The sequence below is a fragment of the Arthrobacter sp. TRD_SC_6 genome, from assembly GCF_055361185.1.
Map to the genome: position 1 here is coordinate 2,084,752 of NZ_CM143953.1, position 22,784 is coordinate 2,107,535.

Annotated in this window: 24 protein-coding genes and 2 pseudogenes; 15 read left to right on the forward strand and 11 right to left on the reverse strand. The window is 62.2% G+C overall.

Annotated features, from left to right (window positions below; all coding sequences use genetic code 11):
- Positions 1 to 108: 108 nt before the first annotated feature.
- The 3 genes from frr to ACWA1U_RS09895 all read left to right on the forward strand — a co-directional run bounded on the left by frr (position 109) and on the right by ACWA1U_RS09895 (position 2,314).
- Positions 109 to 666 (forward strand): ribosome recycling factor, encoded by a 558-nt coding sequence (frr, locus tag ACWA1U_RS09885; RefSeq protein WP_463722030.1) that lies wholly within the window; start codon positions 109 to 111, stop codon positions 664 to 666.
- A complete protein-coding gene (locus ACWA1U_RS09890) occupies positions 666 to 1,664 on the forward strand; it encodes a phosphatidate cytidylyltransferase (RefSeq protein ID WP_463722031.1) in 999 nt (332 codons plus the stop codon). Before frr ends, ACWA1U_RS09890 begins: the two co-directional genes overlap by 1 nt.
- Positions 1,665 to 1,735: 71 nt before the next feature.
- The gene (locus tag ACWA1U_RS09895; protein ID WP_463722032.1) at positions 1,736 to 2,314 is read left to right on the forward strand and encodes a DivIVA domain-containing protein; all 579 of its coding nucleotides are present in this window, start codon (positions 1,736 to 1,738) and stop codon (positions 2,312 to 2,314) included.
- Between the two features lie 36 nt (positions 2,315 to 2,350).
- Here the strand turns inward: ACWA1U_RS09895 and ACWA1U_RS09900 are convergent, their stop codons facing one another.
- Genes ACWA1U_RS09900 through ACWA1U_RS09915 form a run of 4 tightly spaced genes read right to left on the reverse strand, consistent with a single transcriptional unit; the run spans position 2,351 to position 6,173 of the window.
- The gene (locus ACWA1U_RS09900; protein WP_463725004.1) at positions 2,351 to 3,811 is read right to left on the reverse strand and encodes a sodium/solute symporter; all 1,461 of its coding nucleotides are present in this window, start codon (positions 3,809 to 3,811) and stop codon (positions 2,351 to 2,353) included.
- 11 nt (positions 3,812 to 3,822) lie between these two features.
- Positions 3,823 to 4,203, reverse strand: a complete 381-nt coding sequence (locus tag ACWA1U_RS09905) for a hypothetical protein (RefSeq protein ID WP_463722033.1) — start codon at positions 4,201 to 4,203, stop codon at positions 3,823 to 3,825.
- Positions 4,204 to 4,206: 3 nt separating this feature from the next.
- Positions 4,207 to 4,926 carry a LytR/AlgR family response regulator transcription factor gene (locus ACWA1U_RS09910; RefSeq protein WP_463722034.1) on the reverse strand — a complete coding sequence of 240 codons (720 nt, stop codon included), beginning with the start codon at positions 4,924 to 4,926 and terminating at the stop codon, positions 4,207 to 4,209.
- Between the two features lie 50 nt (positions 4,927 to 4,976).
- Complete coding sequence (locus tag ACWA1U_RS09915; protein WP_463722035.1) at positions 4,977 to 6,173, reverse strand: sensor histidine kinase; 1,197 nt, start codon at positions 6,171 to 6,173, stop codon at positions 4,977 to 4,979.
- A gap of 230 nt (positions 6,174 to 6,403) precedes the next feature.
- On the opposite strand from ACWA1U_RS09915, the gene ACWA1U_RS09920 reads away from it, so the two are divergent.
- Positions 6,404 to 6,796, forward strand: a complete 393-nt coding sequence (locus ACWA1U_RS09920) for a DUF485 domain-containing protein (RefSeq protein WP_463722036.1) — start codon at positions 6,404 to 6,406, stop codon at positions 6,794 to 6,796.
- Complete coding sequence (locus ACWA1U_RS09925; protein ID WP_463722037.1) at positions 6,793 to 8,424, forward strand: solute symporter family protein; 1,632 nt, start codon at positions 6,793 to 6,795, stop codon at positions 8,422 to 8,424. The genes ACWA1U_RS09920 and ACWA1U_RS09925 overlap by 4 nt, the downstream gene beginning before the upstream one ends.
- 88 nt (positions 8,425 to 8,512) lie before the next feature.
- Here ACWA1U_RS09925 and ACWA1U_RS09930 read toward each other — a convergent pair whose 3' ends face one another.
- The 3 genes from ACWA1U_RS09930 to ACWA1U_RS09940 all read right to left on the reverse strand — a co-directional run bounded on the left by ACWA1U_RS09930 (position 8,513) and on the right by ACWA1U_RS09940 (position 10,262).
- Entirely contained in the window at positions 8,513 to 9,166 is a 654-nt protein-coding gene (locus tag ACWA1U_RS09930) for a hypothetical protein (RefSeq protein WP_463722038.1), read from the reverse strand.
- Between the two features lie 39 nt (positions 9,167 to 9,205).
- Positions 9,206 to 9,625, reverse strand: coding sequence for a DUF4383 domain-containing protein (locus ACWA1U_RS09935; protein ID WP_463722039.1), 420 nt, complete (start codon positions 9,623 to 9,625; stop codon positions 9,206 to 9,208).
- Between the two features lie 166 nt (positions 9,626 to 9,791).
- Positions 9,792 to 10,262, reverse strand: coding sequence for an Lrp/AsnC family transcriptional regulator (locus ACWA1U_RS09940; RefSeq protein WP_463722040.1), 471 nt, complete (start codon positions 10,260 to 10,262; stop codon positions 9,792 to 9,794).
- Positions 10,263 to 10,478: 216 nt separating this feature from the next.
- Between ACWA1U_RS09940 and pdhA the strand changes: the two genes are divergently transcribed.
- Genes pdhA through ACWA1U_RS09955 form a run of 3 tightly spaced genes read left to right on the forward strand, consistent with a single transcriptional unit; the run spans position 10,479 to position 14,064 of the window.
- Positions 10,479 to 11,627 carry a pyruvate dehydrogenase (acetyl-transferring) E1 component subunit alpha gene (gene pdhA, locus ACWA1U_RS09945; RefSeq protein WP_463722041.1) on the forward strand — a complete coding sequence of 383 codons (1,149 nt, stop codon included), beginning with the start codon at positions 10,479 to 10,481 and terminating at the stop codon, positions 11,625 to 11,627.
- Positions 11,627 to 12,652 carry an alpha-ketoacid dehydrogenase subunit beta gene (locus tag ACWA1U_RS09950; protein ID WP_463722042.1) on the forward strand — a complete coding sequence of 342 codons (1,026 nt, stop codon included), beginning with the start codon at positions 11,627 to 11,629 and terminating at the stop codon, positions 12,650 to 12,652. Before pdhA ends, ACWA1U_RS09950 begins: the two co-directional genes overlap by 1 nt.
- A complete protein-coding gene (locus tag ACWA1U_RS09955; RefSeq protein WP_463725005.1) occupies positions 12,649 to 14,064 on the forward strand; it encodes a dihydrolipoamide acetyltransferase family protein in 1,416 nt (471 codons plus the stop codon). The genes ACWA1U_RS09950 and ACWA1U_RS09955 overlap by 4 nt, the downstream gene beginning before the upstream one ends.
- Before the next feature lie 99 nt (positions 14,065 to 14,163).
- On the opposite strand, the pseudogene ACWA1U_RS09960 reads toward ACWA1U_RS09955, so the two are convergent.
- Together ACWA1U_RS09960 and ACWA1U_RS09965 are read right to left on the reverse strand one after the other, a co-directional pair.
- Positions 14,164 to 14,908: pseudogene (locus ACWA1U_RS09960) on the reverse strand (transposase).
- A 110-nt stretch (positions 14,909 to 15,018) separates the two neighbouring features.
- A complete protein-coding gene (locus ACWA1U_RS09965; RefSeq protein WP_463722043.1) occupies positions 15,019 to 16,236 on the reverse strand; it encodes a toll/interleukin-1 receptor domain-containing protein in 1,218 nt (405 codons plus the stop codon).
- A 306-nt stretch (positions 16,237 to 16,542) separates the two neighbouring features.
- Here ACWA1U_RS09965 and ACWA1U_RS09970 point away from each other — a divergent pair, with 306 nt between their 5' ends.
- From ACWA1U_RS09970 to ACWA1U_RS09995, 6 genes and pseudogenes are all read left to right on the forward strand, one after another.
- Complete coding sequence (locus tag ACWA1U_RS09970; protein ID WP_463722044.1) at positions 16,543 to 17,154, forward strand: hypothetical protein; 612 nt, start codon at positions 16,543 to 16,545, stop codon at positions 17,152 to 17,154.
- A gap of 43 nt (positions 17,155 to 17,197) precedes the next feature.
- A pseudogene (locus ACWA1U_RS09975) lies at positions 17,198 to 17,308 on the forward strand (hypothetical protein); the annotation flags it as partial.
- A 33-nt stretch (positions 17,309 to 17,341) separates the two neighbouring features.
- Positions 17,342 to 17,608 (forward strand): hypothetical protein, encoded by a 267-nt coding sequence (locus ACWA1U_RS09980; RefSeq protein WP_463722045.1) that lies wholly within the window; start codon positions 17,342 to 17,344, stop codon positions 17,606 to 17,608.
- 12 nt (positions 17,609 to 17,620) lie between these two features.
- Complete coding sequence (locus ACWA1U_RS09985) at positions 17,621 to 17,800, forward strand: hypothetical protein (protein WP_463722046.1); 180 nt, start codon at positions 17,621 to 17,623, stop codon at positions 17,798 to 17,800.
- The gene (locus ACWA1U_RS09990; protein ID WP_463722047.1) at positions 17,797 to 18,777 is read left to right on the forward strand and encodes a TIR domain-containing protein; all 981 of its coding nucleotides are present in this window, start codon (positions 17,797 to 17,799) and stop codon (positions 18,775 to 18,777) included. Before ACWA1U_RS09985 ends, ACWA1U_RS09990 begins: the two co-directional genes overlap by 4 nt.
- Positions 18,778 to 18,828: 51 nt before the next feature.
- A complete protein-coding gene (locus ACWA1U_RS09995; RefSeq protein WP_463722048.1) occupies positions 18,829 to 19,614 on the forward strand; it encodes a hypothetical protein in 786 nt (261 codons plus the stop codon).
- Between the two features lie 259 nt (positions 19,615 to 19,873).
- Here ACWA1U_RS09995 and ACWA1U_RS10000 read toward each other — a convergent pair whose 3' ends face one another.
- Both ACWA1U_RS10000 and ACWA1U_RS10005 read right to left on the reverse strand, forming a co-directional pair.
- A complete protein-coding gene (locus tag ACWA1U_RS10000) occupies positions 19,874 to 20,380 on the reverse strand; it encodes a GNAT family N-acetyltransferase (protein ID WP_463722049.1) in 507 nt (168 codons plus the stop codon).
- A 7-nt stretch (positions 20,381 to 20,387) separates the two neighbouring features.
- A complete protein-coding gene (locus ACWA1U_RS10005; protein WP_463722050.1) occupies positions 20,388 to 21,008 on the reverse strand; it encodes an SACE_7040 family transcriptional regulator in 621 nt (206 codons plus the stop codon).
- 168 nt (positions 21,009 to 21,176) lie between these two features.
- On the opposite strand from ACWA1U_RS10005, the gene ACWA1U_RS10010 reads away from it, so the two are divergent.
- Positions 21,177 to 22,781, forward strand: a complete 1,605-nt coding sequence (locus ACWA1U_RS10010) for a carboxyl transferase domain-containing protein (RefSeq protein WP_463722051.1) — start codon at positions 21,177 to 21,179, stop codon at positions 22,779 to 22,781.
- Positions 22,782 to 22,784 lie beyond the last annotated feature (3 nt).

The window sequence follows — 22,784 nt, forward strand, 5'->3', positions numbered from 1 at the left end:
CCACGGAACGCGGTTCACCCCAGCCGTCGTCGCGGCTAGGGTGAACTAGGATGATCAGTTGAATTGGACGCTTTTCGGAGCTGTGGATTTCGAACAAAAGGAGAAATCGTGATTGAAGAGACTATGTCAGACGCTACGGTCCGGATGGACAAGGCAGTCGAGGCAGCGAAGGAAGATTTCGCCACCGTGCGCACCGGCCGGGCCAACCCATCACTGTTCTCCAAAGTGGTAGTCAACTACTACGGTTCACCCACACCGCTGCAGCAGCTTGCATCCTTCCAGAACCCAGAAGCACGCACCCTGCTCATCACTCCATTTGACCGTTCTGCGCTGTCCGAGATCGAAAAGGCGCTGCGGGATTCAGACCTCGGCGCCAACCCCTCCAATGACGGCAATGTCATCCGTGTAGTCCTTCCAGAGCTCACTGAGGAGCGGCGCAAGGAGTACGTCAAGCTGGTCCGGGGCAAGGCTGAGGACGCCAAAATCGCGATCCGCAACATCCGGCGGAAAGCCAAGGACAACATCGACAAGGCAGTCAAGGACGGCGACGCTGGCGAAGACGAAGGCTCCCGCGCCGAGAAGGACCTCGACGCCCGCACCAAGTCCCACACCGACACCATCGACGACATGCTCAAGCGCAAGGAAACAGAGCTGCTCGAGGTCTAATGAGCGATCCCCAGCCTTCAGCCGAGGCTGGCCGCACACCTGCAGCTGTTGCCGCGCAGGAAGCGCCGGCCGGTCCGGCGCCCACCGGCACCCCGCCTGGCAGGCGTGCGCTGCGCGAAGCAGCCAGGACCCCCCGCACGGGAATGTTCCGCAGGCGTTCGCCGTCACCGGCGGCGCAGCAGGCATCGCGTGCGGGCCGTAACCTCCCGGCCGCAATCGGCGTCGGGCTGGCGCTGCTGGTATCGCTGCTGGTGGGCATGCTGTTCCTCCCGCTCGCCTTCGTCGCGCTAACCACCATGTTCGGGGTGGTGGGAGTGTGGGAGGTGGCCCGGGTACTTGAGGTGCGCCAGATCAAGGTGCCATTGGTGCCCACTATTGCCGCAAGCGTAGCCATGCCGTTCGCAGCGTATCTGGGCGGGCCTGAGGCGCTCGCTTACAGCCTCGTCGCCTCAGCGACCGCGGTGGCCCTCTGGCGCAGCCTGGATCCAGCACCTGACGCCGCGCGAAGTATCACCTCGGGCGTCTTCATCCTGTTGTGGGTGCCCTTCCTCCTCAGCTTCGCGATGCTGCTCCTGGATGAGCCGTCAGGTTCCCTGAAGGTGGCAACACTGCTCCTCCTCGTGGTCGCCAATGATACCTTCGGGTACCTCGTGGGTGCCTTCTTCGGCAAGCACCCCATGGCTCCGCGGATCAGCCCCAAGAAGTCCTGGGAAGGATTCGCGGGTTCTGTGGCCGGGGCTATGGTCGTCGGGGTGCTGGCAGTGGTGTTCCTGCTGGATGGGCCCTGGTGGGTCGGTCTCCTCCTGGCGGTGGCTGTAGTTGCCGCGTCCACAGCCGGAGACCTCGCGGAGTCGATGATCAAGAGGGAACTCGGCGTCAAGGATATGAGCAGCATCCTTCCCGGACATGGCGGCGTGATGGACCGGCTCGACTCGATAGTCTTCGCTTCGCCGGTAGCATTTCTGCTGTCCGTTACATTGGTACCGGGAACCCTGTAGACGAGGTCGTCTCCGCGCTCCTCTTGAGCAGGCGGGACACATCACGACGAAGAAAAGAGCCCCAGCCCCACATGTTTGGAGAACGGAACGGCCGGTCGCCGTTCGCGCGCGTAGGGCGCGGCGAGTACGGCTACAACCCCCGGCAGGTTGACAGGTTCCTGACGGAGGCGCGCTCCTATTACAACTCCGACGGCGCCGACGGCGAGCCGATCACCAGCACCGAAGTGCGCGCGAAGGCTTTCGACCCGGCCAAAGGTGGTTACGATCCGCAGGCTGTAGACGCCGCGCTTGACCGGCTGGAAGATGTCTTCACCCAGCGCGAGCGTGACGCCCTGATCGAGTCCGACGGCGAGGAAGCCTGGCTTATGCAGATCGGCAGGATCTCAGCCGTCCTGCGCAGCCGGCTGCACCGCCCGCCGGGGGAGCGGTTCCGCCCGCCCTCACGGAAGAAGGCGCCGAGCTACAACGTGGAGGACGTCGACGCGCTCTGCAACGAACTGCTCGGATACTTCGAAAATGACAAACCGCTGAGCGTGGACGTGGTGCGCCGTTCAGTATTCCGCGAGGCACGCGGCGCCGAAGGCTACGAAGAAGCTCAGGTCGATGCGTTCCTCGACCGGGTGGTCGAACTGATGGCGGCTATCGACTAGTACCTGTTTTCACCTCAGCAAGCGGCCATGACAGGCTCAGGACGGCTCGGGCGTGTGCAACCTGGCCAGCACCTTCGACGCGTTCGCGGGCTTTCGTCGTGCTGTGAAGCGCGAAACCACGATCGTCACCGCGAACGCTGCAGGCACGGTCCACAGCGCCGGTTGCTCGAGCCACTGCGGTGCAAGGCCCCGCCCCATTCCGGCGCTGGCCAGTATGGACCCGCCGCACAGCACAGCACCGGAGATCATGCCGGCGATTGCCCCCGCATCTGTGAGCCCCCGCCACCAGATGCCCAGCAGCAGCAGGGGGCAGATGGTCGAAGCGGTAAATGCGAAGACCATGCTGACGCTGCCCGCCAGGGCAAGGGTGTCGGTCAGCAGCGCGAAGACCAGCGGGATGAGCGCCGAGATGACAGCAGCCCACCGGAAGCCCGAGACGCTTCCCTTGAAGAAGTCCTGGCTGACGACGCCCGCCAGCGAAACGATCAGCCCGCTGGAAGTGGAGAGGAAGGCGGCGAACGCGCCCGCGGTTACGAACGCTGAGAGCAGGTCGCCGGCAGCGCCGTCGAAAATCCGGCTCGGCAGGAGTAAAACCGTGGCGTCGGCCGCGCCCTGAACAGCCAGTTCAGGGGTGTGAATTCGGCCGAGAATCCCGTACATCGTAGGGAAGAGGTAGAACACCGACAATAGCCCGAGCACAATGAGGGTTGTCCGCCGGGCAGACGGTCCGTCCGGGTTGGTGTAGAACCGCACCAGCACGTGGGGCAGGCCAAGGGTCCCGAAGAGCAGGGCAATGACCAGCGAGATGTTCTGGTAGAGGGATGCGCCTTCGGTGACGTTGAGGTCGGGACTGAACACGGCGCCGTCGTCCGTCAGCGACACACCGCTTCCGGTCAGCTGGATGAGGATGAAGGCAATCGGCACGGCCAGGGCAGTCAGTTTCAGCCAGTACTGGAAAGCCTGCACGAAGGTGATGGACCGCATTCCGCCGGTCGCCACGCTCAAACACACCACGACGACGACGGCGACCGGGCCCACCCACGAGGGCAGACCCGTGGTGATACGGACGGTGAGAGCGGCGCCGTGCAACTGGGGCACGATGTACAGCCAGCCGACTGCGATGACCAGGAGGCTGGTGACCCTGCGTACGCTGCGTGAATCCAGGCGGGCTTCCGCGAAATCGGGGATGGTGTAGGCACCCGACCGCCGCAGCGGGGCTGCAACGAACAGGAGCAGCATCAGGTAACCGGCGGTGTAGCCGATGGGGAACCACAGGGCATCCACGCCGGAGAGCAGGATGAGGCCCGCGACCCCGAGGAAGCTCGCCGCGGACAGGTATTCGCCGCCGATTGCGGAGGCATTCCACCAGGGACGCACTGTTCGCGATGCAACGTAGAAATCACCGGTCGTCCGCGAGATCCGCAGTCCGTAGATTCCGATCAGCACGGTAGACACCGCCACCAGCACGAGCGACACGTACCCCACGAAGGGGTTCAGCTCAGGAAAGGTCATTTCTCATCCACCAGGTCGCGGAAACGCTGCTCGATCCGACTGGCGCTCCGCACATAGAGTGCGGCGCACCCGATAGCGAGCGGATAGATACCCAGCCCCAACAGCAGCCACGGCAGCGGCACGGTGGCGATGGTCCAGGAGTTGATGACCGGAAAAACGGAGATGAGCACAGGAATCCCGACCAGGATCACCAGGAATCCTGAAGCCACCACGACGGCGAGCCGCAACTGGGACCGAATGAGCGAGCGGACAAACAATTCGCCGACGTCGGACTGCTCGGCCATCTCGCGTGCAACGGGGAAGGTGACGGCCGGCTCTGAGGTTGTCCGCGGCGCTGTGACCCGGATACGCGGGGGCGGCTGTTCTTGCTCGGCCACGGGTCAGTGACCGGGCCTCAACCGGGTTTCCTCCAATTTGCCGCGAACTTCGGCGAGGTGCCTCCGACTGACGGGCAGCTCGGCATCTCCCACCAGGACGCTCGCCCGGCCATTCCCCAGTTTGACCTGCTTCACCTGGTCCATGGCCACGAGGTACGAGCGGTGCGTCCGCAGGAATCCGGCGTCAGCCCACTGCCGCTCGAGGTCGTTCAGCGGGATGCGGATGAGGTAGCTCGCTTCGGCGGTGTGCAGCCTGGCGTAGTCGCCCTGCGCCTGCACGTAGCGGATTTCGTCGCGGCGGATCATCTTGCTGATACCGCCCTGATCCACGGTGATCACTTCGGGGGTCGCGGCGCCGTCCTCCATCAGCTCACAGATGCGCCGGACGGACTCGGTGAGCCGCTCGGTCCGGACCGGCTTCAGCAGGTAGTCGACGGCGCGCAGTTCGAAGGCTTCGAGCGCGCGGTCTTCGTCCGCCGTGACGAAGACGACGGCGGGAGGCCGGCTGAAGCGGGAGATGACGCGGGCAATGTCCAGGCCGGAGAGGGAAGGCATGTGGATATCCAGGAACAGGGCGTCCACTGGGTGGCTTTGCAGAAGGCGCAGGGCCTCGGCACCACTTGAGGCCTGATGGACGGCATCGATGCGGGCATCCCTGGACAGCAGGAAGCCCAATTCAGCGAGGGCCGGCAGTTCATCATCGACGATCACAACGTTGACCATGGTCCCAGATTACGCTGAGCGATCTGCCGCCTGCGTCAGGTGCGGCGGCTTCAGGCCCGATGGTCCGGTTGGCTCTTCGGGATGCGCAGGGTGATGAGCGTTCCGGCGCCGGGGGCCGTGTCGATGATGAGCCCATGACCGTCCCCGTAAACCTGCCGCAGCCGGGAATCCACGTTGCGCAGGCCAACATGGACACCGTCGAGGCGCCCGGCCAGCACGGCCCGGAGCCGCTCCGGCTCCATGCCCACGCCGTCGTCCTCGATTGTCACCTCGGCGTAGGCACCGGCGTCGTGTGCCGTGATGGTGATGTTGCCCGTGCCGTCACGGGAGTCAAGGCCGTGACGCACCGCGTTCTCCACGAGGGGCTGAAGGCTGAGGAAAGGTATGACCGTACTCAACACCTCCGGCCCGATCTGCAGGCTCACCTTCAGCCGGTCGCCAAACCGCGCGCGTTCGAGGAGCAGGTATCGGTCAATGGATTGCAACTCTTCAGCCACGGTGGTGAAGTCACCGTGGCGGCGGAAGGAATAGCGGGTGAAGTCGGCGAACTCGACCACAAGTTCGCGCGCCCGTTCCGGGTCGGTGTTGATGAAGGACGCGATGGCATTGAGGGAGTTGTAGATGAAGTGCGGGCTGATCTGTGCGCGGAGCGCCCGGACCTCCGCTTCCATGAGCTGGGTGCGGGACGAGTCCAGTTCGGCGAGTTCCACCTGCGTGGCTACCCACGCGCCCACCTCGTTGGCGGCACGGACCAGCCCTGCGTGGACCTCGGCGGTGAACGCTCCCACCGTGCCGACTACCCGTCCGTTGACCCGGATGGGCGCAATGACTGCCTCCGAAAGCCCGGGCCGCTCCTGGCCGGCCAGGACGGCGAGCTGCGGCTGGCGGAAAATCTGGGTGCGGCCGCTGGTGAGCACTTCACGGGCAAAGTCGAGCACCCCTTCGGGCAGGGGGGCGGCGCCGTCCCAGGCCAGTACGTCGGATGTGTCGGTGATGAGCAGGGCGTCACAGCGCAACAGGCCGCGCAGGTGGCGGCTGGCCTTGGACGCGCCATTCGCGGTAAGGCCGGTCCGAAGGTGCTCGGAAGCGAGCGCAACGGTGTGCAGGGTGGCGTATGTCGCGCGGTCGGCATCGGAACCCAGATCGCGGTAGGAGCGGGAGAATTTGAAGCCGAGGGCGGCGATGATCGCCAGTGCCACGACGACGACGGCGGCCACCAGCGCGACGTCGACGGCGGGGCTGAGCATGGCTCAAGGGTAACGTCCCAAGCTGCCTCGAACCGCCGTCCACCGGTTCCGTTCGTCGCGGAAGCGAGCCGTTCATCGCATGCGGCGGTCCGTTGGGCGATGCGCCGTTCCAGGAGCTTGGATTCGGGCACGCCCTTAGCGGACAGTGATGGGAGTCACACTCCCCGCCTAACGCCGCCCACTGTGGTGCGGTACCGGCGTGGGGATTTTCCGATTGAGGAGGCATTTCCATGGGTCCTGACCCGTCCGCACCACGTGCTGCCGAGCCGGCAGCAGTGGACTTTATTGAGATACAGGAGAGGCCCGAGTTTCAGGAACTGAGGAAGCGCCACCGCAGCTTCGTCTTCCCGATGGCCATAGCTTTCCTGCTCTGGTACTTCCTCTATGTGCTGCTCGCCGATTACGCCCACGAATTCATGTCCACCCCGGTCTGGGGCAACGTCAACATCGGTCTGATCCTCGGCCTGCTCCAGTTTGTCAGCACCTTCGCTATCACCATGTGGTACGTCAGCTATGCAAACCGGCGGCTCGACCCGATCGCCGAAGAACTGCGCAACGACCTTGAGGCACAGGCGCCAGAGGCGTTCCACGAAGCCGAGGACACTCACGGAGGAAAGAAATGACGCCGTTCCTTGGAGGTGCACTGCCGCTGCAGACCGCGCAGACAACCACAGTCGGTGAGCCGTGGCTGAACATCACCATCTTCGGACTGTTCGTCGCGATCACCCTCGTGATCGTGTTGCGTGCCAGCCGCAATAACAAGACCGCCGCTGACTACTACGCCGCGGGGCGCTCGTTCACAGGGCCCCAAAACGGCACTGCCATCGCCGGCGACTACCTGTCAGCTGCGTCCTTCCTCGGCATCGTCGGCGCCATCGCCATCAACGGCTATGACGGCTTCCTCTACTCCATCGGATTCCTCGTCGCGTGGCTGGTTGCGTTGCTGCTCGTGGCCGAGCTCCTGCGAAACACCGGTAAGTTCACGATGGCCGATGTACTCTCCTTCCGCCTGAAACAGCGTCCGGTTCGCATCGCCGCAGCAATCACCACGCTGGCAGTTTGCTTCTTCTACCTGCTCGCCCAGATGGCCGGCGCAGGTGGACTGGTGTCACTGCTGCTCGGCATTGATGACCGGGTGGGACAGTCACTCGTCATCACCGTGGTCGGTGCCCTGATGATTCTCTACGTACTGATCGGCGGCATGAAGGGCACCACCTGGGTGCAGATTATCAAGGCGTGCCTACTCATCGCAGGCGCCTTCGTCATGACCGTCTGGGTCCTCGCGATCCACGGGTTCAACCTTTCCACGCTGCTCGGCGCCGCAATCGAGACCTCGGGCAACGCCGCAATCACCGGACCGGGCCTGCAGTACGGGGCAACCGGCACCACGCGGCTCGATTTCGTTTCCCTCGCCCTTGCGCTGGTACTCGGAACCGCGGCCCTGCCCCACGTATTGATGCGCTTCTACACAGTTCCCACGGCCAAGGAAGCCCGGCGCTCAGTGGTCTGGGCCATCTGGCTGATCGGCGCGTTCTACCTGTTCACGCTGGTTCTCGGTTACGGCGCAGGAGCGCTCATCGGTGCTGACCGGATCAACGGCGCTCCAGGCGGCGTGAACTCGGCCGCTCCACTGCTCGCCTTCGAGCTCGGCGGGCCTGTGTTGCTGGGAGTCATCTCTGCGGTCGCCTTCGCTACCATCCTCGCGGTGGTGGCGGGCCTGACCATCACAGCAGCTGCCTCCTTCGCCCACGACATCTACGCCAACGTGGTGCGCCGCGGGAAGGTGGACCCCGACGGCGAGGTAAAGGTTGCACGGCGCACCGTCGTCGTCATCGGCATCCTGTCCATCGTGGGAGGAATCGGTGCGCAGGGTCAGAACGTCGCCTTCCTCGTGGCACTGGCCTTCGCGGTTGCTGCGAGCGCCAACCTGCCGACCATCATCTACTCGCTGTTCTGGCGGAAGTTCAATACTCAGGGCGCGGTGTGGAGCATGTACGGCGGGCTGGCCACTGCGATTCTGCTGATCACGTTCTCCCCGGTGGTCTCGGGCGGCGAGAAGTCGATGATCCAGAATGCGGACTTCGCCTGGTTCCCGCTGAGCAACCCGGGCATCGTCTCGATTCCGCTCGCGTTCCTGCTCGGCTGGCTGGGTACCGTACTCTCCAAGCGCAAGGAGGACCCGCAGAAGCAGGCCGAGATGGAGGTCCGCTCGCTCACCGGTGTGGGAGCCGAGAAGGCCACTGACCACTAGGCGCAAGGCACATGAAGAAAGGGTCGGAACCAGTTCAGAACTGGTTCCGACCCTTTTATTGAAGCTTTTTATTGAACGCTTAGCTCCACTAGTGCCCGGGATGTTCGGTGGGCACCAGTGGCGTAGCAGGAACTGTGCCGTGTTCCCCATGTGGAACCGCGAAGTCTCCAGCCGTCGAAGCGGCAAGTCCCGGCGTCGTAATCCCAGCGACCAGGAGGGCCGCGGCGAAAAGAACCGCGAGAAGCCTTCCCGGAGGTGGCTGGAGGACGCTCGCGGAGGTTCGGCGCAATGCGCCATGGCAGCACAGCTGGATAAGCAAGAGTGCCGCCGCGCAAGCAAGCGTGAGGTCGAAGGACCGCGCCCCGGCCGGTGCCAGTAGTGTGCCCCAGGCCAGGACGGCGAGTACGACGGCGGCACTCACGGGCAGCGCGCGACTCACCGCCACCAGCAGGGCTGCCAAGGCGGGACCATTCGCATCATCACCACGGAGGGTCGCCAGCCCCCATAGGGTGTGCAGCACCGCCCAGGCGCCCGCAGCCACGCCGGCTGAAAGGACAACCGGCGTGGGATCCGCAGCCAGCAGAGCATTGGCTGAGAGAGCGAAGAAGCTGAGGCCCGCTCCAAGGGCGGCGAAGGCAGCGAGCAGGCGGAGCGACTCGCGTACCAGCGGTCGGGGGGAGGCCACGATGGGAGCGCCGGGTCGTGAAACCGAAACCTTTCCTACGACCGCGACGCTTTCCATTGTCATTTCCTCACTCCGATGATTCTGGAGTCCGCTTGATCAAGCTGTGTGGGCACGGGTGCCGGAAGTGCGCACCGACTTGTCCTGGGACAGGCCCACTCCGAGCAGGATGACCGCGCTCGCGAGGTGAAGAACGTTGTCCGCACCGTTCAGGGCGATGATGTTGAGCGAGCTGCCAACCAGGAAGAGACCCAGGATGCCGACGAGCAGGTAAACCGCGCCCACGGCGGTGTTCACGCCCTTTGCGGCGCTGATGGAATTCAGTCCGGCGAGGAGGAGGGCCGCGCCGATGGCCAGGTGGATCACGTTGTGCAGCGGGTTGACTTCGAAAATGATGAGCGTGTTGCCTTCAGTGGCGAAGAAGCCGACTCCCGCAGTGACGAAAAAGCCGAGTACGCCGACAAGCAGGTAGACAGCTCCGAAGATGGTTGCAACGAGCCGGTTGGGTGAGGTGCGCATGATGATGCCCTTCTTGTGTGTTCAAACCAGCTTCCGCCCAGCCTCGATCCCTCATCTGGACAGGTTGTGCGGAAGCGGCTCCGTTGTGGAGCTTTGACCTCAATTCGGGCCTGCGCTGCCAACGGATGGCTCACTGCGGAGAATCGCGGGAGAAGTGACCGAATGGTTATCCGGCGGAGCCTCTCTCCAACAGCGGCTCCATGCGGTAGGGGATCAGTTCATGCATGGCGAGCGAAGTGTCGCAGCGATCCACGCCGTCACACGCGAGGATCTTGCCGTTGATCCGGAAGAGGTCTTCGGCGTCCACCGATACAACCCGCACCAGGATGTCCGCCTGTCCCGTTAGGCCGTGCGCTTCCAGTACCTCGGGGATGTCACCGAGCCTCTCAGTGATGGACGCAAGCTTCCGTTGGTCGACGTGCACCTGGATGAAGGCGGTCAACGGGTAACCAAGCGATGCCGGATTGATGCGTCGCTCAAAGGACAGGAACACCGCGTTGCTCTCGAGGCGGGCCATGCGCGCCTGCACGGTGTTCCGGGAAAGCCCCAGCTTCTGGGCCAGGGCGACGACGGTCCGCCGGGAGTCGCGGGCCAGGGCTAGGAGGAGTCGTGTATCAGTGCTGTCGAGGGGCTGCATAGTGCGCAACGCTAGCACGGTATGGGTACCTAAGATGGAGCACTTTGCTCAAGAAAGAACGAATCGGTTGTGCTGACTGGCGGACGTGAGTATGGTCACAGTAACTTCGGGCAATGACGCCCCCAGCCGGGTTCGTGTGCTCGTTGACCAGTGTGATCCACCGGTCATCCGGGCATCGCGAACCGCCCGGATGCTATTGAGAAGGATGAGTGAATCGTGACTCTGAACAACAGGGTGGCCGGGGAGCCGGGTGAGCTGGTGCAACTGATCGGGCCCAACGGAGAACGGCGGGAAAACGCGGAGTACGACCACTGGGTTTCCGACGTCGACGGCACGGCTTTGCAGGCGCTCTATGAGGACATGGTCGTCATCCGGCGCATTGACGCAGAAGCTACTGCCCTGCAGCGGCAGGGTGAGCTGGCGCTGTGGCCACCGCTCCTGGGACAGGAAGCCGCGCAGATCGGATCAGGCCGTGCGCTGCGCGAGGACGATTTCGTCTTCTCCAGCTACCGGGAGAACGGCGTTGCCTACTGCCGCGGAGTGGACCTCACCGACCTGCTTCGTGTGTGGCGCGGGAACGCGTCCTCGGGCTGGGATCCGTTCGGCATCAATATGGCCACCCCGCAGGTCATCATCGGTGCGCAGACCCTCCACGCAACTGGCTACGCCATGGGAATCCTGAATGACGGCGCAGATTCCGTTGCCGTGACCTATTTCGGTGACGGCGCCACCAGCCAGGGAGACGTCAACGAGGCCATGGTGTTCGCGGCGAGCTACCAGGCTCCCGTCATCTTCTTCTGCCAGAACAACCACTGGGCCATTTCCGAACCGGTCGGCCTCCAGGCCCACGTTCCCATTGCCAACCGTGCGCCGGGCTTCGGTATCCCCTCCGTCCGGGTGGACGGAAACGATGTTCTGGCATGCCTGGCCGTGACCCGGGAAGCTCTGCACCGCGCAAGGACCGGCGGGGGGCCCACGTTCATTGAGGCGGTCACGTACCGAATGGGCCCGCACACCACCGCCGATGACCCAACGCGTTACCGCGACGCCAACGAGCTGGAAGACTGGGCCGCCAAGGACCCGATCGCCCGGCTCGCGACTTTCCTCGACCACCAGGGCCTGCTCGCCGGGGAGGTGACGGATGCAGTGAAGGCAACAGCCGACGACGTCGCTGCGCGGCTTCGCGCCGGATGCATCTCCATGCCGGAGCCCGAGGCCCTCGACGTGTTCAAGAACGTCTACAGCGAGCCCAACTCCTGGCTCGAGCGGCAACAGGACCACTACGAGCGGTATCTCGAATCCTTTGCGTCCTCGGATTCCCAGGACGTTGATGTTGACATTCACTCCAAGGAGGCGAACCGCTGATGTCCACCATGACTTTCGGCCGTGCCATCAATGCCGGCCTGCGCAGGGCAATGGAAAACGACCCCAAGGTCGTCCTCATGGGAGAGGACATCGGCAAGCTCGGTGGCGTCTTCCGCATCACCGACGGGCTGCAGAAGGACTTCGGCCAGCACCGCGTCATGGATTCACCGCTCGCTGAGTCCGGCATCATGGGAACCGCCATCGGTATGGCCTACCGCGGCTACCGCCCCGTGGTCGAGATCCAGTTCGACGGCTTCATCTACCCTGCCTTCGACCAGATCGTGTGCCAGGTGGCGAAGCTGCACTACCGCACCCAGGGCGCTGTGAAAATGCCGTTGACCATCCGCGTTCCATTCGGGGGTGGTATCGGTTCGCCGGAGCACCACTCGGAGTCGCCGGAAGCGTACTTCACGCACACCTCCGGTCTGCGTGTCGTGAGTGTCTCCAACCCACAGGATGCTTTCGTCATGATCCAGCAGGCCATCGCCAGCGATGACCCGGTGCTCTACTTCGAGCCGAAGCGCCGCTATCACGTCAAGGGTGAGGTCGACGAAAGCGTGGATATCGCGGGATCGTCCATGAATGACGCCCGCGTTGTGGTCGAGGGCAGCGACGTCACGCTGGTCACCTACGGCCCGCTGGTTCCCACCGCGCGGGATGCCGCCACGGCAGCGTCCGACGACGGCGTCTCGGTCGAGGTGATTGACCTGCGCTCCCTCGCGCCGATCGATTTCGCGACGGTGGAGAAGTCCGTTCGGAAGACCGGACGGTTGGTGATCACGCACGAGGCGGCGCAATCGGGCGGACTCGGAGCGGAGATCGCAGCGAGCATCACGGAGCGCTGTTTCTACCACCTGGAGCATGCTCCGGTGCGGGTCACCGGTTTCGACATTCCTTACCCCTTCTCGAAGGTCGAATTCCACCATTTGCCGGACCTGGACCGCATCCTTGATGGTGTGGACCGCGTTCTTGGACGGACGAATTCTCTGAGCTCCCTGAGCTCGCTGACAGGACTGGAAGGATAGTGGCGTCGTTGATCAAAGAATTCAGACTGCCTGACCTGGGCGAAGGGCTTACCGAATCGGAGATCGTCTCCTGGCACGTCGCCGTGGGTGACACGGTTGAACTGAACCAGATCATCGCCGATGTCGAGACCGCGAAAGCCGTGGTGGAACTGCCATCACCGTATGCCGGGATAGTTGCCAAACTGCACGAACAGCCCGGAACCGTGGTGGAAGTCGGTTCGCCGATCGTTTCCTTCGACGTCCCGGGCAGCGCAGGGGCGGTCCAGGAGTCGGGAGCCCAGGCAGCCGACAGCAACGGCGCCGCGGGTACCGACGAAGAACCCGCGAAACGCGAACCGAACCTGGTGGGCTACGGCGCAGCCGTCGAGAAATCCGGCCGTCCCGCACGGCGGGCGCGCCGGGGCGCATCAGCTCCGGCAACCCAGGCAGAGTCCGTAATTGCGCCGGCTCCTGCGGTTGCAGCCGATCCTGCTCCTACCCAGGTCCAGCCTGTGGCGCAGTCGGAGCGTCCACGCTCTACCCCTCCGGTCCGTAAGCTCGCCCGCGACCTCAGTGTCGACCTCGACGGCATCCAGGGCACGGGCAGCAACGGCCTGATCACCCGGGACGACGTAATGGCTGCGCACGGTGGCGGGTCAGGGCAATCAGCTGATCAGTCCATCAACACTGCTCCACCAAGCGCGTCCGTGGTCCAGGCTTCGGCGGCGTCTGAACGCGAGACCCGTACCCCTATCAAAGGGGTACGCAAGCACACTGCTGCCGCAATGGTGGCCAGTGCGTTCACCGCACCGCACGTCACTGAGTTCCTGACCATCGACGTGACGGAGTCGATGGAACTTCTCGCGAAGCTTAAGGGCAGCCGGGCCTTCGCAGACGTTCGCATCACGCCGTTGACCCTCGTTGCCAAAGCGCTGTGCATTGCACTGGACCGCAACCCGACGCTGAACACCCGCTGGGATGAGCGTGCACAGGAGATTGTGCAGCACCACTACGTGAACCTCGGGATCGCAGCAGCGACGCCCCGTGGGCTGATGGTGCCCAACATCAAGGACGCCCACGCACTCGGGCTGCGGGAGCTGGCTGAGGAACTGAAGAAGCTGACGGACACGGCACGGGCCGGCAAGACGAGCCCTGCTGACCTGTCTGGCGGGACAATCTCAATCACCAACGTCGGCGTCTTCGGAATTGACGCCGGCACGCCTATCCTCAACCCTGGAGAGGCTGCCATCCTCGCCATGGGCTCGGTGCGGAAAATGCCGTGGGAGCACCAGGACCAGATTGCGCTGCGGCAGGTCATGACGCTGAGCCTGTCCTTCGACCACCGGCTGGTTGACGGCGAGCAGGGCTCACGGTTCCTCGCCGATATCGGAACCATCCTCTCCGACCCAGGCATGGTCCTGACGATGGTCTAGTAATCGAGAACCAAAAAAGGGACGCAGAATGCAAATTCTGCGTCCCTTCGCCGATAAAGGGGCGTTCAATCGCTAGTCAACCCAACCCTAGATTGGGGCCTAGGGCGTGTCTCCTAAAGCTGTGAGCCACATGTCGATGGCTCGGAGAACGGCTCCACCGCGGTAGGTAAGTGCGAGTTTGTCGTACCGCGTTGCCAGTGCGCGCCACTGCTTGAAGGTGTTGAAGTTCCGTTCGACGACGTTGCGGGCTTTGTAGTCTTCCTTGTCGAAGGCCGGTGGTCTGCCGCCGGTGGATCCGCGTCGTTTCGGTGACCGATCTGATTCGATGGTTGGGGGGATGACGGCCACGATGCCGCGATCACGTAGACGGGCCCGGATCGCCCTGGATGAGTATGCCTCATCACCGGGTACCCGGTTCGGGCGGGTGCGTGGCCTGCCCTTCCCATCGACCAAGGCATGGATCTCAGCTGGCTCAGCGAGCAGGTTCATGTAATTCGACGGGCCCCCTGTGATGCGCGGAGGATTATTGGCGTGCTGGTGAGCGCGGTTCACATTCGCATCCACCGAGACCGACCAACCACGGCACCGCGGGCCGCGGCGACCGTCAGCAATGCCGACAGGACGTGGTCCCAGGTTCCATCACCGCTATAGCGGCGGTGGCGCTTCCAAATCGTCTGCCAAGGACCAAACTCCGCCGGCACATCCATCCAGGCGATCCCTCACCGGTACCGGTAGATGATGCCTTCGACGACCCTGCGGTCACGACCACGCCTACTAGCAGAGGAGGGCAGCAACGCTGAATCCGCGCCCACTGAGCGTCAATCAAAACACAGCTACGAGTCATCCATCCAGCATCGCGAACAACCAGCCCACGCTTTAGGAGACATGCCCTGGGCCCGCGCCGAGGACTGGTTTGTTGAGACGAGCGGCCGAGAAGCGTAGCGAATCACAGCTCTACTCGGCGTCAAGCAACTCGGGACCCCAGTGCTTCATGATCCTGACCGAATCACGGAATGCGGTGAGTCCGGCCCTCATCGGTTGAAGCGACTTCCTGATCGCTGAGGAAGCCTTCTCCGCTCCCTCCATGGAATCAAGCAAGCTATCCATCTGGCCTCCGAGATCATTGACGCTAGAGAGGTTCGCCTGGATTGCGACAAGCTGGGCTCGGACACTTTCGACTTCCGCTGTATCGACACCTGTCGTTTGCAAGGCTACGAGGCGGCGTAAATTCACGTCGATTCTGACGACGAGCTTGCGGATGCCAAGTCCACCGGCTCCAAGCGCCGCGCTATGAGGCCTCACCCGATGCGCGACCGTTTGAAATTTATTGTTCAGTTCTTTGGCAGAGGCGCTGCTCGTGTCCACTTGTACGGCTCCGGTGATTCCCTGCAAGCTTCTAGACATCCCCTGAGCAAGACCCGTCACATTCTCCAGGTCATCCTCGATCTCGGCTGATAAATCGACAATGCCGCGGGCATCCTCGACTATCGCAGTCTCTTCACTTTCGAAAACCGAATTTTCATCTGCATCTTCCTCGGCAGGAGGTCGCGGGGGCATGTCAGGCATGATCTCCAACCCGTCGACAGTCACAGGTTCTTCCTCCTCGTCGTCGGAACCGGACAGTGCCTGCTCTGCTGCATCGACCACTTCGATAAATCTATTGGTGAGCCTCCGCATTGCATGGCGCCATGTCGGCGAGCCAGGGCCGTCCATGACCGCTTCCTCGACAAGCTCATACTGGATTTCTGCAATGGCTCGAGCGATCGGATCATCTGACTTCCTATGGAAGACACCGGACGCTTCCAACGGCATGATCGGTAAGATAAGGCGCCGCGCCTGATCCTTACCTGTAGCCCTTGCAGCGTTGAGGAACGTTGTGAATTCGTCGCGACATGGTTCGCTGTCCAGATAGTGCGTGGTCGCGATGACGAAGAGGACGCTTGCTCCTTCAAGTCCGCTTGCTATGGAGGCTTCCCACCGATCGCCCCACCGTATGCTCTCGCGATCACGGAAGATCTCAATGTCTCGGTTTGCTTTTAGCTTGATCATGGTGACGAGGCTGCGGTGCAGTGGCTCAGCAAATTCTAAGTATTCGTCGGACCTGTGCGAGTAGCTGAGAAACCCCTCGATCTTGGATCCTGTAGATGAGGGCGGCCCAGCGGTTTCAGTCATATGCCACAATTTCATGCCCTCTGCCCTTCATCAAGCTGCGACGAGGACGGCCGATCCAGACCAAACTTCTACGCCTGTAACCTCGTACTTGTGGACGTGCCTAGCGACAACAGGTGGCAACGAAGGATTCACAGGGCGATTGACGCCGTACGCGCCTGGGAGAAACGCATCCCTCACCCCGATGAGATTGAGCTGGGTAGCTCCCTCTCGGGTGATGACAGAGCTTGGCCTGACCTGCCCGCCAGTCGAGTTGCTTGGGGCGGGATTGCCGCTGCGGTCGACCATTTGGCCCTCGGAGCCGATCTCATGAAGGACGAGATCAACCTGCGCCCGACGTCGTTCTTCACTGTGACTCGTGCAGCGCTACTCGGCGCGTCGCAAGCGGTGTGGGTGCTTTCGGGAGGCCGTGAGGTCCGCATTGGTCGGGCGATGCAGGTCGCAGAGGACGAGTACAAGCAGCACCGCACCTACCTCCGTGACTACAAAAATGATCCGTTCGTACAGGAGCATTTCTCAGCGAAGATCCGAGATCGGATCACCCATGAAGAGTCGTTATTGACTGGCTTCATCAAGGAATTAGATACCGCTCGCATCGGGCGCCCGTACAGCGGGCGGCTCGACACCACTCGGATGATGCGAGAGGCTGCGGGCATCCTCTCAACCTCCGGGACGGTCGATGACCTCATGCGGTTGACCCTTGCGAACGAGTGGCGCATCGCAAGCGCCGGGGCGCACGCACGTCAATGGCCCTTCCTGATCAGGGAGACCGAGAAGGAACACATGCCAGGGGGCCGCGTGCTCCTGCGAATGTCGTCAACGGTGAAGGATTTCGGGACGTCCTACGGCGCTGCTGTTCTGATGACAAGCGAGGCTTGGAGGCTCTGGGATCTCAGGAGGATCGCCTACCTTCCCTCATAGTCACCAGAACTAAGTAGGTCTCGGGCGGACTTTCGACCTGGCGATCGTCAGGTCTGCCCTCGCCGCAGCGGGGGATGTTCGGGACTGCGGAAGCACAGTCTTCCTCGCCGACCTTGGTCTTGATGGGCGCCTCAGGCCGGTGCGCGGAGTGCTTCCCGCGGTGATGGTTGCGGTCGACGCTGGCTTTATGCAGATAGTCGTAGCCAGTGAGAACGCTGCAGAGGCCGCCCTGGTCCCGCGCGCTGTAGTCCGGGACTATAAGTCCCTACCCGATGTCGCACTCGCGTTCGGAGCTGGCCCTGCAATGGTCGAGCTTCCAGTTCCAGGTTTCGGCGCGGTGGGATTGGAGGCGGATGCTCATGATGTCGTGCTCGTGTCGGATGTTGCGGGGCAATCTGAATCACGCTTCGCGGTTGAGGTCGCTGCGGCGGGAGCACATTACGTCATGATCTGATGAAGTGGCCGAATGAGCGACAGAGATGATGACGTGATCGACGGGGGGCAACTCCAGCATCCGACGATCCGCCAAGGAACCGCTGTTGACTTCGATCCTGAGTATGGGTTCAGTATCAACGAGAGCCAGGTGAGAGCACTGCGTTGGTACGATCAGGAGAACGACGGCACAAACGTGGGGGATAAGTTTTGAAGGTCTTTATTAGCTGGTCTAAGAACAGCCGCAGTGCTGGTAAGGCGCTCTCGGCGGCGATCAGCGAAATTTTCTCTCCGGTTGTGAAGCCCTTCATCAGCCAAGATATCCGAGCAGGCTCGCGGGCTCTTGAAGAGATCGACGAAGCGCTCGACGACACAGACTTTGGAATTATCTGTCTTACTCCCTCAAATCAGACGGAGCAATGGATCAACTATGAAGCCGGCGCTCTCTCACGACAGGTGAGCAACAAGCGAAGACGCATGGGCGTTCTGCTCATTGGCTTTGACAGCATGGAAGAAGTGAACAGTCCAATGGACATCTTCCAGTGTAAGAACGCGAATCTTGAGGAGTTCACTGAGCTGATGATTTCGCTCAATGAACTGGAACCTAATATCCCTGAGCCGACGTTGCGTAAGCGGATAGAACTCGAATGGCCAACGCTTGACGCTGTCTTTGAAGGGATCGTTAACGAAACTCCGGCAGATTCGCTACCTGAGGTTACAGAGAAAACCACCGATGATCGCCTCGACGAGATTTATAACCTGGTCAAGGCGATAGAGGCTTCTCTAGGCGAACAGGGAAGCGCTCGGAAGATAAGAGCGGGTGCTAGATGGGTTGATGAGTGGCTATCTGCCCGTGCCACAGAAGACGATGAAATGAAGGTCTTTCTCTCGCACACTGTGGCGGACACTGGGGTGGCCAACAAGGTGATCCTGATGAAGGAGCGTGATTTCAACGCGCGCAAGAGGGCAATGAGCGAAGTGCTGGATGAACTGCGCAATCATCCAGACATAGGCCAGGCGACCCTCGCCATAGTCAACGGAGAGTTGCGCGTAAGGACGGACAACATCGTCCCGCCGGAGCTTATGGTGAAGGCTATTGACACAATGTCGCCCTTTTACCCGATCAGCAAAATCGTGTTTCGGCCGAACTCGTTCAGAGATGAGTCGGGAGATGATGACGCGCGCGTCTGAGTCAGAAGACCTAAGTGAGACGCTTGTGGGAAGCAGGGAGGGCCAGAACTTATGACCGAAGATGAGTGGGCCGACCTTGCGCAAGAACTGATCAGGTCAGTGGAGGCGGATGGGCCCAGTCTTACTGATTGGCTCTCGGCCGTGGCGTCAGTTCTAACCCTCGGTATAGCAGTCGCCGCTGCTTTCGTCGCTAAGGGGCAGCTTGCGGAGGCCTCTAAAGCTCGTAAGCAGACGAAGCAGCTGGAGCTGGAGAAGTCGCAGCCCTACGTGGTGCTGACGATGGAAGAAAGCGTCTCTCCTCAAATTATCGACTTGGTCATGAGGAACTACGGTCAAACCGTTGCTTACGACGTAAAGCTTGAGCTCGATCCGTGGCCGAAGCGTTCCCACGACGGAGAGGACGTAAAAGTACCCGAGGTCATCCCAGTCATGGCACCAGGCCAGGAATGGCGAACGTACTGGGATGAAGGAAGCGATCGGCTTGACTCAGAGCTTCCAGACAAGCACGTAGGAAAAGTCACCTACTTTGGAGTCAACAAGGAAGCACTATCTTCCAACGTCATCCTTGACTGGTCGATCTATAAGGCACGAATATGGACGGTCATGTACGGGATACACGATCTCGCCAAGGCAGTTCGAGAGATGCGGGATACACACAAAAAGTGGGTCGAGGGGCCAAAGGGCGGGCTGAACGTATATGTGCGCGATGGAGATGCCAAGGATGGGGCAGAGGTTCAACGGGCCAAGGCATACAGAGAAGCACGTGCAGCGCAGAGATCGGCCCACCAGCAGGCTGCCTCAGCCTTGAAGTCTGATAGCAATCCCGAAGTGAACTAGGCGCCTCGTAAGCAGAGAGTTGAGTGACGGCCCATCATCGACTCGCACTTGTATTGAACCTTACTGGCTCTCGTAGATCGAATTAGATAGTCGGTTAAGTCGAAATCTTTCATCTACTTTTATTTTACTTCTCTCCGCCGATTAGGTTTGCTGTAATTTCCACAATTTCCAACCTCACCTTCCTATGCGCAAATAATCTACCGCGGTGGAGCCGTTCTCCGAGCTATCAACATCTGGCTCACAGCTTTAAGAGACACGCCTAGCTGAGTTCGAGAACGAGTTCCCTGACCACGGCCCCGCGTGCGTTCGCAAAGCCCTGTGTCTCGCCGACCTGCGTGAAACCGTAGCGCTCGAGGATGCGGATGGAATTCGTGTTGTCCGCAACTGCCCGCGCCCGTAGCGGACGATCGGTGAACTCCTCGAGGAAGAGGCCAACCGCCGCCGTCGTAATTCCCTGTCCCCAGCGGGCCTTGTCGATCCAGTAGCTGATCTCGGGGACTTCGCCGTCCCGGTAGGCGAGGATGCTGCCCACTACATCCCCCTCGGACACGATGGTGCGTACGGTCACGGAGGGATCATTGAGGATGTTCTGCCAATGGTGGTCGAAGACGCCACGGTCCGAGGGGTTCTTGGCGCTGAAAGCCGCCATGTGGTTGGCGCTCGGATCGAGCTGGTGGGAGAAGAATTCATCCAGGTCGGTAGGTTCAACGGCGCGTAGCGTAATCACTGGCAGCTTTCGGGTAGGGGGGAATGGATCAGTCTTCATCAGCGTACTAGGCACTCTGCCCGACGTTCAGGGCGGCCCACGCCATGTCCTCGAGCAACTGGCGCAACTCGGACGTGTCCTTGTTGCTCTTCCGCCGATGGGTCGAGTGGGGGGTCGAATTGATCAGCCCGAATGCCGCGTGCGCCTTCCGGCGGAGCTGGGTCCGGTTGCTCGCAGGTTCGAGGTGGGTGAGCGCGTCCACCCAAACCTCTACATAGCTGCGCTGCAGGGAGCGCACAGTCTCCTGGTCAGCTTCCGCCAGTGAGCTGAGGTCCCGGTCCTGGACACGGATGACGTTGGCGTTGCGCAAGGCGAAGTCCACCTGGAATTCGATAAGTCCCCGCAGTGCCTGCTCCGGCGTGGGCGAGTCCGCAACGACGGCGTTGCTGCCCTCCAGCAGGTCCTCGCTGACGCCGGCGAGCAGGGCGGCCAGTACAGCCGGCTTGCCACTGAAATGGCGGTAGACGGCCGGTCCGCTCACTCCGGCGGCCGCACCGAGATCCTCTATGGAGACTCCGTTGTAGCCGCGCTCGGCGAAGAGTTGGGCCGCGGCGGCAAGTAGGGCGGCACGGCGGGATGCCTTGGCCAGGCTGCGGCCGGTCATCCTGGTGGGAGCTGGAGCGTCCATGCCCGCCTTTCGTACTTGGTGCGCGGGTGAAATCCCGCGACGCGCTCTCTATTGTGGTAGACATCTCGGTTAATAGCTACTAACCTAATTTGAGTTAATGTCTGCTAACTGAGCAGGCAGTGGACGCAGTACTTGCCCTATTTCGGCTCGTCCCACGGAAGGACGTCAATGGAGACCCTCGCATCGAGGCTCGACCCGGCTGCCGAAGCGTTTCGGCACAACGATGCCGGCCAGCGTGAGCTTGCGGCAGAGTTGCGCGAGCGCCTGGCGGTGACCGCGCTTGGCGGTCCTGAGCGTTCCCGCGAACGCCATGTGGGCCGCGGCAAGCTCCTCCCGAGGGAGCGCATCAACGCGCTGCTGGATCCGGGCAGCCCATTCCTTGAGATTGCGCCCCTGGCTGCGAACGGCATGTACGACGACGAGTGCCCCGGCGCCGGCGTCATCGCAGGCATCGGGCTGGTTCACGGCAGGCACGTGCTGGTCATTTCGAATGACGCCACGGTCAAGGGCGGCACCTATTACCCGATGACCGTGAAGAAGCACCTCCGCGCCCAGGAAGTCGCGCTGGAGAACAGCCTTCCCTGCATCTACCTCGTCGATTCCGGCGGTGCCTTCCTGCCGAAGCAGGACGAGGTTTTCCCGGATCGTGAGCACTTTGGGCGCATCTTCTACAACCAGGCCACCATGTCCGCGCGGAAGATTCCGCAGATCGCGGCAGTCATGGGTTCGTGCACCGCGGGCGGTGCGTATGTTCCGGCCATGAGCGATGAAACCGTGATCGTCCGGAACCAGGGCACCATCTTCCTCGGCGGCCCGCCACTGGTGAAGGCCGCCATCGGGGAAATTGTCACCGCAGAGGAGCTTGGCGGGGGAGACGTTCACGCCAAAACCTCCGGAGTTGTGGACCACCTCGCCGAGAATGACCAGCACGCCCTCGAAATTGTGCGGGATATCGTCTCGACCCTGCCCTTGCCGGAAGCTGCCCGCACACCGGAGGCAGCCGAGGAACCCGCCGTGAGCATGGAGAGCCTCTACGGCGCCGTGCCAGTGGATGTGAACGCCTCTTATGACGCACGGGAAGTCATTGCCAGGCTCGTTGACGGCAGCCGGTTCCACGAGTTCAAGAAGGAATATGGAGCCACCCTCGTCACCGGCTTCGCCCGGTTGCACGGACACCAGGTAGGCATCGTCGCCAACAACGGGGTCCTGTTCGGTGAATCCGCGCTCAAAGGCGCGCACTTCATCGAGCTGTGCGACCAGCGCGGCATTCCGCTGATCTTCCTGCAGAACCTGTCCGGGTTCATGGTCGGCAAGGACTACGAGTCCGCGGGCATTGCCAAGCACGGGGCAAAAATGGTCACCGCGGTGGCGACCTGCCGCGTTCCCAAGCTGACCGTCGTCGTCGGCGGTTCCTTCGGCGCAGGCAACTACTCGATGTGCGGGCGCGCCTACTCACCACGTTTCCTGTGGATGTGGCCGGCCAGCCGCATCTCCGTCATGGGCGGCAACCAGGCCTCCTCGGTGCTGAGCACCGTGAAGCGGGACCAGCTCGAGGCGAGGGGCGAGGAATGGAGCGCGGAGGACGAGGAATCGTTCAAGGCGCCTATCCGCGAGCAGTATGAGGCGCAGGGCAGTCCCTACTATTCGACCGCGCGGCTGTGGGATGACGGGATCATCGACCCGGCGGATACCCGCAGGGTCCTCGGCATGGCCCTTGATGTGTGCGCCAACGAGCCCCTGCCGGACACCTCCTTCGGCCTCTTCAGGATGTGAGCG

Bases quoted from the DNA above. Each gene is read 5' to 3' on its own strand.
- ACWA1U_RS09965 (WP_463722043.1), bottom strand. From the start codon at position 16,236: ATGACTGAAACCGCTGGGCCGCCCTCATCTACAGGATCCAAGATCGAG.
- ACWA1U_RS10000 (WP_463722049.1), bottom strand. From the start codon at position 20,380: ATGAAGACTGATCCATTCCCCCCTACCCGAAAGCTGCCAGTGATTACG.
- ACWA1U_RS10005 (WP_463722050.1), bottom strand. From the start codon at position 21,008: ATGGACGCTCCAGCTCCCACCAGGATGACCGGCCGCAGCCTGGCCAAG.
- ACWA1U_RS09970 (WP_463722044.1), top strand. From the start codon at position 16,543: ATGAAGGACGAGATCAACCTGCGCCCGACGTCGTTCTTCACTGTGACT.
- ACWA1U_RS09890 (WP_463722031.1), top strand. From the start codon at position 666: ATGAGCGATCCCCAGCCTTCAGCCGAGGCTGGCCGCACACCTGCAGCT.
- ACWA1U_RS10010 (WP_463722051.1), top strand. From the start codon at position 21,177: ATGGAGACCCTCGCATCGAGGCTCGACCCGGCTGCCGAAGCGTTTCGG.
- ACWA1U_RS09920 (WP_463722036.1), top strand. From the start codon at position 6,404: ATGGGTCCTGACCCGTCCGCACCACGTGCTGCCGAGCCGGCAGCAGTG.
- ACWA1U_RS09935 (WP_463722039.1), bottom strand. From the start codon at position 9,625: ATGCGCACCTCACCCAACCGGCTCGTTGCAACCATCTTCGGAGCTGTC.
- ACWA1U_RS09895 (WP_463722032.1), top strand. From the start codon at position 1,736: ATGTTTGGAGAACGGAACGGCCGGTCGCCGTTCGCGCGCGTAGGGCGC.
- ACWA1U_RS09910 (WP_463722034.1), bottom strand. From the start codon at position 4,926: ATGGTCAACGTTGTGATCGTCGATGATGAACTGCCGGCCCTCGCTGAA.
- ACWA1U_RS09985 (WP_463722046.1), top strand. From the start codon at position 17,621: ATGAGCGACAGAGATGATGACGTGATCGACGGGGGGCAACTCCAGCAT.
- ACWA1U_RS09950 (WP_463722042.1), top strand. From the start codon at position 11,627: ATGTCCACCATGACTTTCGGCCGTGCCATCAATGCCGGCCTGCGCAGG.
- ACWA1U_RS09930 (WP_463722038.1), bottom strand. From the start codon at position 9,166: ATGGAAAGCGTCGCGGTCGTAGGAAAGGTTTCGGTTTCACGACCCGGC.
- ACWA1U_RS09980 (WP_463722045.1), top strand. From the start codon at position 17,342: ATGCAGATAGTCGTAGCCAGTGAGAACGCTGCAGAGGCCGCCCTGGTC.
- ACWA1U_RS09925 (WP_463722037.1), top strand. From the start codon at position 6,793: ATGACGCCGTTCCTTGGAGGTGCACTGCCGCTGCAGACCGCGCAGACA.
- ACWA1U_RS09940 (WP_463722040.1), bottom strand. From the start codon at position 10,262: ATGCAGCCCCTCGACAGCACTGATACACGACTCCTCCTAGCCCTGGCC.
- ACWA1U_RS09915 (WP_463722035.1), bottom strand. From the start codon at position 6,173: ATGCTCAGCCCCGCCGTCGACGTCGCGCTGGTGGCCGCCGTCGTCGTC.
- ACWA1U_RS09995 (WP_463722048.1), top strand. From the start codon at position 18,829: ATGACCGAAGATGAGTGGGCCGACCTTGCGCAAGAACTGATCAGGTCA.